The sequence below is a fragment of the Streptomyces swartbergensis genome, from assembly GCF_002148965.1.
Lineage (GTDB): Bacteria > Actinomycetota > Actinomycetes > Streptomycetales > Streptomycetaceae > Streptomyces > Streptomyces swartbergensis.
Map to the genome: position 1 here is coordinate 1 of NZ_NGFN01000375.1, position 8,250 is coordinate 8,250.

General features: G+C 72.7%; 9 protein-coding genes. 4 read left to right on the forward strand and 5 right to left on the reverse strand.

Going from position 1 to position 8,250, the window contains the following annotated elements:
• A partial coding sequence (locus CA983_RS36950) for a hypothetical protein (RefSeq protein ID WP_086605106.1) occupies positions 1–691 on the reverse strand: 691 nt, incomplete at its 3' end.
• A gap of 298 nt (positions 692–989) precedes the next feature.
• Between CA983_RS36950 and CA983_RS36955 the strand changes: the two genes are divergently transcribed.
• Together CA983_RS36955 and CA983_RS36960 are read left to right on the forward strand one after the other, a co-directional pair.
• Complete coding sequence (locus CA983_RS36955) at positions 990–2,672, forward strand: glycoside hydrolase family 13 protein (RefSeq protein ID WP_167407533.1); 1,683 nt, start codon at positions 990–992, stop codon at positions 2,670–2,672.
• 350 nt (positions 2,673–3,022) lie between these two features.
• Positions 3,023–3,760 (forward strand): Ig-like domain-containing protein, encoded by a 738-nt coding sequence (locus CA983_RS36960; protein WP_086605108.1) that lies wholly within the window; start codon positions 3,023–3,025, stop codon positions 3,758–3,760.
• Between the two features lie 14 nt (positions 3,761–3,774).
• Here the strand turns inward: CA983_RS36960 and CA983_RS36965 are convergent, their stop codons facing one another.
• Both CA983_RS36965 and CA983_RS36970 read right to left on the reverse strand, forming a co-directional pair.
• A complete protein-coding gene (locus tag CA983_RS36965; RefSeq protein ID WP_086605109.1) occupies positions 3,775–4,263 on the reverse strand; it encodes an FxLYD domain-containing protein in 489 nt (162 codons plus the stop codon).
• A gap of 106 nt (positions 4,264–4,369) precedes the next feature.
• Positions 4,370–4,744 carry a DUF6479 family protein gene (locus CA983_RS36970; RefSeq protein WP_086605110.1) on the reverse strand — a complete coding sequence of 125 codons (375 nt, stop codon included), beginning with the start codon at positions 4,742–4,744 and terminating at the stop codon, positions 4,370–4,372.
• Between the two features lie 198 nt (positions 4,745–4,942).
• On the opposite strand from CA983_RS36970, the gene CA983_RS36975 reads away from it, so the two are divergent.
• Together CA983_RS36975 and CA983_RS36980 are read left to right on the forward strand one after the other, a co-directional pair.
• Complete coding sequence (locus CA983_RS36975) at positions 4,943–5,794, forward strand: hypothetical protein (protein WP_208637117.1); 852 nt, start codon at positions 4,943–4,945, stop codon at positions 5,792–5,794.
• 133 nt (positions 5,795–5,927) lie between these two features.
• On the forward strand, positions 5,928–6,341 hold the full coding sequence (locus CA983_RS36980) for a DUF5994 family protein (protein ID WP_086605111.1): 414 nt from the start codon (positions 5,928–5,930) through the stop codon (positions 6,339–6,341).
• A gap of 9 nt (positions 6,342–6,350) precedes the next feature.
• Here the strand turns inward: CA983_RS36980 and CA983_RS36985 are convergent, their stop codons facing one another.
• Complete coding sequence (locus CA983_RS36985) at positions 6,351–6,713, reverse strand: DUF1304 domain-containing protein (protein WP_086605112.1); 363 nt, start codon at positions 6,711–6,713, stop codon at positions 6,351–6,353.
• Between the two features lie 168 nt (positions 6,714–6,881).
• A partial coding sequence (locus CA983_RS36990) for a glycoside hydrolase family 43 protein (RefSeq protein ID WP_425276500.1) occupies positions 6,882–8,250 on the reverse strand: 1,369 nt, incomplete at its 5' end.

Consider the following 8,250-nt stretch of genomic DNA (forward strand, 5'->3'; position numbering starts at 1 on the left):
GCGGAGTGGTCTCCTCGGCCGGCTCCGAGGGGGTGGCCGGGGGCGTCGAGCTCGCCGGAGGCTCCGCCGGCGGGGGCGTCGTCGTGCAGTCCTTCGTGCCGCCGTTCCAGGCCGCGATCAGCTTGTCCTTGATGACCGGACGGTCCGGGCCCTTGGGCAGCTCGCCGTGCTCGAAGCCGTCCTTCGCGTCGAGCTCGCCGTCGAACTTCACCGCGCCCCGGTAGAGGTCGATCTGCCCGAAGCAGCCGTTGTCCGGGATGGCGATGTCGAGCGAGTCGGTGCCGCCCGGCTTGACCGTCACCGTGTCGAAGTCGACGAACACCTGCTCGCCGGAGGTGGCGAAGGTCGCGCCGTGCGCGAGGTAGGAGGCCAGGGAGGCCGTGCACGTCGTCGCGTCGCCGGCCGTGCGGACCTTGACGTGGACCTTGCCGTCCTCGGTCGGCTTCAGGTTCTGGTCGTCGACCTTGACCGAGTCGTAGAAGTTCGTGCCGTCGAGCGAGAACTGGCAGCGGTCGGTCCCGGTCTCCGTGCCCGCGCCGGTCCCGGGCTTGTAGGTGCCGCCGGAGGACCAGCCGTCGCCACCGGGCGTACCGGTGGCGAACGCGGTGGTGGCGGATGCGGCGCAGAGGGCGAGGGCCGCGGCGCCCGTCCCCAGCAGGCGGCGCGCGGTGACACGTCTCGCTATGGACATAGGGGTATCCCGTTTCTTGGCGTGTACCTGAACCCGGGTGACGGCAAGCGGGCAGCGCGCGGCGCGCGGCTGCCGGGGCCGCACCGAGGGTGAGTGGTCTGAGAAACACTGGGCTCATTGGTCACATGCGCCTCAGTGCGCCCCCATCGTGGCCGTGCCACGGCAGGCTGTCAACCTGCGGGGATGCAAGGAGAGTTGCTCCGTCGTCACACTTTCATCACAGCGGGAATGGATCACTCCGATCAATGCGATGGTTCCTTTTTCCGGCATTCTGGACAGATTCAATGCTGTCGCCCGTATGCCCTGCGAAGGAGACCGCGTGACCGATCGCTCCACCCTCGACCTGTCGTCCCGGGACCCGGACTGGTGGCGCCAGGCCGTCGTCTACCAGATCTATCCCCGCAGCTTCGCCGACGCCGACGGCGACGGCCTCGGCGACCTGCGCGGCATCACCCGCCGCCTCACCCACCTCGCCGCCCTGGGCGTGGACGCCCTGTGGCTGAGCCCGTTCTACCCGTCCGAGCTGGCCGACGGCGGCTACGACGTCGCCGACCCCCGCGGCGTCGACCCGCGCCTGGGCACGCTCGACGACTTCGACGCCCTGGTCGCCGAGGCCCACCGGCTCGGCCTGAAGGTCATCGTCGACATCGTGCCCAACCACTCCTCGCACCAGCACGTCTGGTTCCAGGAGGCCCTGCGCTCCGGGCCCGGCTCCGCGGCCCGCGACCGGTACGTCTTCCGCGACGGCCGCGGCGAGCACGGCGAACTCCCGCCCACCGACTGGCAGTCCGTCTTCGGCGGCAGCGCCTGGAAACGGGTGCCCGACGGCCAGTGGTACCTGCACCTGTTCGCCCCCGAACAGCCCGACCTCAACTGGGAGAACCAGGAGGTCCGCGCCGACTACCGCACCACCCTGCGCTTCTGGTCCGACCGCGGGGTCGACGGCTTCCGGGTCGATGTCGCCCACGCCCTCGTCAAGGACCTGAGCGAACCGCTGCGCGACCTCGGCGCGCCCGAGCTGAGCCGCGAGGAGGCCCTCACCGGCATGCCGCCCGGCTCGCACCCCTTCTACGACCGCGACGACGTGCACGAGATCTACCGCGACTGGCGCAAGATCCTGGACGCCTACCGCCCGCCCCGGATGGCGGTCGCCGAGGCGTGGGTGCCCGGGGCCCGGCGCGTGCTCTACGCCCGTCCGGACGAGCTCGGCCAGGCCTTCAACTTCGAGTACCTGGAGGCCGGCTGGGACGCGGCCGAGCTGCGGCAGGTCATCACCGACTCGCTGGCCACCGCCCGGGCGGCGGGTGCCTCGGCCACCTGGGTGCTGTCCAACCACGACGTCGTCCGCCACGCCTCCCGGCTGATGCTCCCGCCCGGCACCGACCTCAACGCCTGGCTGCTCTCCGGCGGTCACGCCCCCGCGGTCGACGTGGCGGCCGGGCTGCGCCGGGCCCGGGCGGCCACCCTGCTGATGTTGGCGCTGCCCGGCTCGGCCTACGTCTACCAGGGCGAGGAACTCGGCCTGCCCGAGGTCGCCGACCTGCCCACCGAGGTGCTCCAGGACCCGATCTGGGAGCAGACGGGCCACGTCCGCAAGGGCCGCGACGGCTGCCGGGTGCCGCTGCCGTGGACGGCGACCGGACCGTCGTACGGCTTCGGGCCGGGCGGCGCCTGGCTGCCGCAGCCGCCCGGCTTCGCCGCCTACGCCGTCGAGGCCCAGGACGGCGTCGAGGGCTCGACCCTRGAGCTGTACCGCACGGCCCTGAAGCTGCGCCGCAAACTGCTCGACGGCGAGGAGCTGACCTGGGCGGAAGACGCCCCGGACGGTGTCCTGCAGTTCGACCGCTGCGAGAGCTGGCGCTGCGTGACGAACCTGTCCGGCACGGCGGTCCCGCTGCCCGCCGGTGAGGTGCTGCTGAGCAGCGCCCCACTGGAGGACGGCCGGCTGGGGCCGGACACGACGGTGTGGCTCGGGCGTTAGGCCGGGCCTGGCTCGCCCCGCCGGGTACGGGCGCGCTCGTCCCGCCGGGTACGGACGCGCTCGTCCCGCCGGGTATGGACGCGGGCGGGGCGAGCGGAGGCGGCCGGGCACGGACGCGGGCGAGCGGAGGCGGCTGGGCATGGCCGTCCGACACCGGCAGGGGAGCCGGACGGTGCTCGGGCCGGTGAGTGCCCTGCGCCGGTACGCGGCCGCGCGGGGCGCCCCACCGCTGTGCGGGCGCCCGGCGTTCGCCACCCGCACGGACCAGCAACAGGCGCCACCTGCGGGAACGCCCCGCGAGAATCGCTGGCAGAGTGCCGTCGACGTCCGCACAGGGAGCCCCGCTCGCCATGAACAGGTCCAGGAAGACAGCAGCCGTGGCGGGGGCCGTCGTCGCGGGGGTGCTCGCGTTGCCCGGTCCGTCGGCGGCGGCCCGGGACGGTGAGCTGTGGGGTGCCGCGACCATCGCACCCGGCCGGGAGGGCATCGTCGAGATCGTGGGTTCCCAGGAGGCGGCGCGGGGCGCCACGCTGACGCTGACGGCGCCCCGGGGCACCCGCGTGACGGCCACGCCGCTCGACGCGCCCGGCTACCTCGGCCGGGTCGCCGCCGACGGCCGCAGCGGGACGTACTCCGTCACCGGCGACGCGGCCGGGCAGGCGTGGCAGGGCCGCACGTTCCCCTTCGTGCTCGCGGTCCCCGCCGACGCCGTGCCCGGCACACGGCTGCGGGACTGCGTCCTGCGGATCAACGACGCGCACGGCGTACGGCAGGCGGTCGGCCGGTGTGCCGTGACCGTCGGCCTGGCCGGGCCGACGCTGACCCGCCCGCTGTCCGGCGTGCCGCTGGACGTCCGGCCGCAGATCGCCGGCACGGCGCACCCCGGCGCCCGGATCACCGTCCGCGACAAGGACGACCGGGAGGCCTGTGTGACGACCGCCGCTCCCGACGGCTCCTGGGCCTGCACCCCGGGCCCGGCGTTCCCGGCGGGCGCCAACCGGCTCCAGGCGGTGGCCACCCTGAACGGGGTGAGTGCCATGAGCGAGCAGATCGACATCTCGGTGGCGGACGCCGGCGCCGGTCAGTAGCGCACGGCCGCCGGTCAGTAGCGCACGGCCCGGGCGACCTCGGCCCGGACCTCGCCGGACAGGTCGTGGGTGCTGCGGGCGGTGGCCGTGGCGGAGTCACCCGGCTGCACGTGGTCCACGGTGACGATGACGGTGTCGATCAGCCGGCCCTCGGCGTCGGTGAAGTCGACCTGGACGGCGAAGGACCTGGCCGCGTCGTCGGTGTTGTCGACGGTGATCTCGACCCGGGCCCGGTCGTCGGAGCCGACGGTGGGCGGGCCGACCTTCACGTCGCCCTTGACGTCGATGCCGCCCCGGATGTCGTCGAGCCGGCGTCCGGCCTCCGCCGTGGCCGACTCCACGGCCTCGGAGGCCTGCGAGGCGATCGACCCGACCGCCGACTCCGCCTTGCGGGCGGTGTCCGCGGGGCTGTCGCCGCCGCAGCCGGTGAGCACGGCGGCCAGGGCGAGCGTCAGCGCCGCCCCGCCCGTCGCCCAGCGCGTCCGGTGGCGGACAGCAGCCATGTCGCCTCCCTGGTGCTACGGCGGTGTGCGGCGGTTCGGCGGTGCGCGGTCCTACGGCCTCACGGCGGTGTGCGGCGGTCCTACGGCCTCACGGCGGTGTGCGGCCTCACGTGTGTCCGAGACCGCCCCCGCCGAAGGATCCGCTGGATCCGGGCAGCCAGCGGCGGGGCTTCTGGTCCTTGCCCGTCCTGGTGCTCGCGTGGTGCAGCTCATGGGGCAGCAGCCGCCTGCCGTCGCGCGCCACGACCGGCATCTCGTCGGGCTCCCGCATCTCCCGCATCTCACGGACCGGCCCGCCGTCAGGGAGGTGCGGCTGCTCCTCGGGGGCGGGGTGGTGCGTGTCCTTGTCCATGACCTGCATCCCGACCCGCACGGCCCAGATCAGCGCGAGAGCGATGACCGCCCCGCCGATGAAGGCGATGGTCACGGCGACCGCGTGATCTGAGGACGCCGCCAGCAGTTCATACGTTGCCGTACTCATGCTCCGATTATCGCCGACGAAATGCGATAAAGCGCCCGCAATGTCCACACCTGGGCATCCACGCCTGAGCATCCACGCCTGAGCATCCACGTCTGAGCATCCCCACCCGGGCATCCGCCCGGACGCGCGGGCAACCTTCGCGGGGGCCTGTGACGACCCGACGGTGATACCCCGTCCCCCCACACGAGGGAGATCACCATGCGCAGACACCTCGCACGGCTGCTCACCGTGCTCGCCGTGCTGGCGGCGGCGTTCGCCACCCCCGGCATGGCGAGCGGCAAGGCGCAGGCCGCCGACGAGTGGAACCCGCCCGCGCACCTCGTCCAGCCCCTGAACGAGGTGTGGAACCACGTCGAGTCGACCTACGGGAATCTGTACGGCTTCCGCAACTACGGCTGGGACCAGGTCATGGCCAACCGCGGAAGCGTCAACTACTGCGTCCGCTGGGAGTCCGACGCCCCGGTCAGCGCCGCCCTGCGCGACCGGATCCACGCCGCGCTGAAGAAGCAGTTCGGCAAGTGGATGGCGGCCATGACGGAGAACGGCAAGGGGCACAACGCCTGGCCGTACACGAACGTCCCCGTCAACATCGTCGGCTGGGCGGTGAAGGACCGCTCCACCCTCCAGTGGACCGACAACTCCGTCGACATCTACACCGGCATCCTCGACAGCGGCGGCGCCCCGCAGTGCGCCCCGGACTGCGGCCGCTTCTTCCATCAGGACGGCGACTACTCGAAGTGCCCGGGCGGCGCCGCCCGCCACTACGACCAGTCGCTGTGGCTGACCAAGGGCTTCGGGGGCGGCGCGGGCGGTGACTGGGGCCAGCGCATGGGCCAGGAGTACTTCACCGGCGCCCTGAACCAGGAGAACATCCACATCTATCTGCACGAGGTCGGCCACACCTTCGGCCTCGACGACTTCTACGACTGGTCGCCGACCGGCCAGTGCTGCTTCCTGATGAAGGCGGGCAGTGCCACGCAGATCACCGAGTTCGACACGTGGATGCTGCGTGACTTCTGGCGCCATCTGAAGAGCCGCTACGGCCTCTGACCGACGCCGGGCGGTGCGGGCGGCCCCGGCTCCCGTGCCGCTTGGCGGCGTACGGTGGAAGGACCGGGGGTATTCCGCAACCGGTGGCCGGCGGTCTCCTGGCCACGCCCCCCCGTTCGCAGCAGGAGTCCCGATGACGTCCGCCTCCTCGCCCTCGCCGCCCTTCCCGGCCCCCTCCGAGGTCCGGCTGAGACTCGCTGTCCAGCCGCGCCTCGGCCGCACGGCCCGGCGTATCGACGGGGCGTGGTGGCCCCGGTCGTACGACCTGGCCGCGGAACTGCCCGGGCTGCTGGCCGTGCTGCCGCGCTCGTGGGGCCGGATCAGCAGCGTCCTGGTCCACGGGGACACCTGGCTGGACTGCCCGGAGCACCTGGACGTCGCCGGCCAGGAGGTCCACGTCGGCCGCAGGGACTCGCCGACCACCCCGGACACCGTCTGCCTGCTCGCGCCCGGCCGGGGCCGCTGGGACCTGCTGGTGGTGCCGCCGGCGACGACGGAGGCGGAGGCGGTCGGGCTCATGGAGCGGGCCGTCACAGAGGGCGAGTGACGCCGTGGCCTAGTGCGCGAGCAGCACCAGCACCAGGGCGACCAGCGCCGGGACGGTCTGGACGAAGAGGATCTTCCGGCTGGCGGTGGCCGCGCCGTACACCCCCGCGACCGCGACGCACCCCAGGAAGAACACCGAGACCTGGAAGCCCACCGGGTCGGACGCCACCGCGCCCCAGAGCAGGCCGGCGGCGAGGAAGCCGTTGTAGAGGCCCTGGTTGGCGGCCAGGGCCTTCGTCCCGGCCGCGAACTCGGCGCTGGTGCCGAAGGCGGCGCGGGCCCGCGGAGTGGTCCACAGGAACATCTCCAGCACCAGGATGTAGGCGTGGAGGGCGGCGAGAGCCAGCACCGCGAGGGTGGCGAGGGTCGACATGGGCCGCATCATCGCAGGCCCGCCCCGCCGTCCTCGTTCGGGCCCGCCCGGGAGGCGGCGAGGGGCGCCGGGTGGCAGATTGCGGGCAGTGGAAGGCCGGGCCGGGCCGTCGCGTCCCCGCGTGTGCCGCTCGGGAGCCCGGCCCGGCCTTCCCGCCAGGGCGGCAGGTCAGTAGCAGATCCGGAACGTCGCGTCCGCCCGGTCCGTGGCGGTGGAGACGGGGTCGATGCGCAGGGCGTAGCCGGAGTGGCGGATGTACCGCGTGGGGTGGTTGTGCGAGCGGAACGACGTCCAGGCGGAGTCCGCGAGCCCGGCGACCTTGTGGAACGTGGCGTCCTGGGCGAACGCGGAGGTGCCGTCGTCGGGGTCCAGCCGTAGCGCGTAGCTGTAGTGCCGCAGGTACCGGTCCGGGTAGTTGACCGACTGGAAGGACACCCCGGACGCGTCGGCGAGGCCGGGGACGAGCTTCCACTGGGCGTCGGTGTACGGGTCGAAGGGGTAGGGGTCGATCCGGCCGGCGAATCCGGCGTGGCGGACGTAGCGGTCCGGGTGGTTGTACGACTTCAGCCGGTTCCAGGCCGGGGCTCCCCAGTGCGCGAGGAGGTTGTCGTACTGCGTGCCCGTGAGCGGCGCGATGCTGCCGTGCTTGGAGTTCACCGGCTGGGTGTAGCGGCGCTGGTCGACCGGCGTCCAGGTGCCGGAGGCCAGGTCGGTGGTCTGCCAGGCGTAGAAGACCCCGTTGGGCGTGTAGGTGTCGCCCCAGAGGTACCAGGTGCTGGACGACGGCGACTTGACCAGGATCGGTGCCTCGGTGCCGCCGTGGGCCACCGGTGTGCTGAAGACCTGCCAGCTGCCCGGGGCGAGCGTGGCGGACCGGGCGCCGACCAGGGTCTGCTTCGAACTGTCCTTGAAGTACATGTAGTTCGTGCCGCCGACGCCGAGGGCGAAGCTGCCGTCGATCACGTCGTAGCCCGGGTCGAAGAAGACCTGCGGCGCGGACACCGTGCGGAAGTCGGTCGTGTAGTTGACCATCAGCACGTTGTGGCCGCTGGCGTTCACCGACGAGTAGACGATCCCGTACTGGCCGCGAGAGGCGTCCCAGAAGGCCTCCGGGGCCCAGCTGTGGGTGGTCATGCCGTGCAGCTTGAGCCTGCGGTAGCCGGTGAGGGAGCGCAGGTCGGCGGAGTCCCAGACGTGGATGTACTGGCTGTTGTAGCTCCAGTCGGTGCCCTTCAGGTCGGTGGCCAGCACGGCGAACGTGCCGTCCTGCTTGCGCAGCACGAACGGGTCGCGCAGGCCGCCGGCGCCCTGGGTGGGGGTGGCGACCGGCTTGTTCTGGTTGAGCGGCGTCCACTCCAGGCCGTCGAGGCTGACGGCCAGGTGCAGGCCGTAGTCGGTGCCGAGCCCGTTCGGGGACTCGGTGAAGTAGCCCATCACGAACGCAGGGCCCGTCGCCGCGCCGRCCGGACCGGCGCCCAGGGCCAGATCGGCGGTCAGAGCGAGCGGCACGGTCGCGGCCATGCCGAGGACATGACGG

What these genes read in the sequence shown, in the direction of transcription:
- CA983_RS36975 (WP_208637117.1), top strand. Translation starts at nt 4,943, where the DNA reads ATGCGCAGACACCTCGCACGGCTGCTCACCGTGCTCGCCGTGCTGGCG.
- CA983_RS36970 (WP_086605110.1), bottom strand. Translation starts at nt 4,744, where the DNA reads ATGAGTACGGCAACGTATGAACTGCTGGCGGCGTCCTCAGATCACGCG.
- CA983_RS36985 (WP_086605112.1), bottom strand. Translation starts at nt 6,713, where the DNA reads ATGTCGACCCTCGCCACCCTCGCGGTGCTGGCTCTCGCCGCCCTCCAC.
- CA983_RS36960 (WP_086605108.1), top strand. Translation starts at nt 3,023, where the DNA reads ATGAACAGGTCCAGGAAGACAGCAGCCGTGGCGGGGGCCGTCGTCGCG.
- CA983_RS36965 (WP_086605109.1), bottom strand. Translation starts at nt 4,263, where the DNA reads ATGGCTGCTGTCCGCCACCGGACGCGCTGGGCGACGGGCGGGGCGGCG.
- CA983_RS36980 (WP_086605111.1), top strand. Translation starts at nt 5,928, where the DNA reads ATGACGTCCGCCTCCTCGCCCTCGCCGCCCTTCCCGGCCCCCTCCGAG.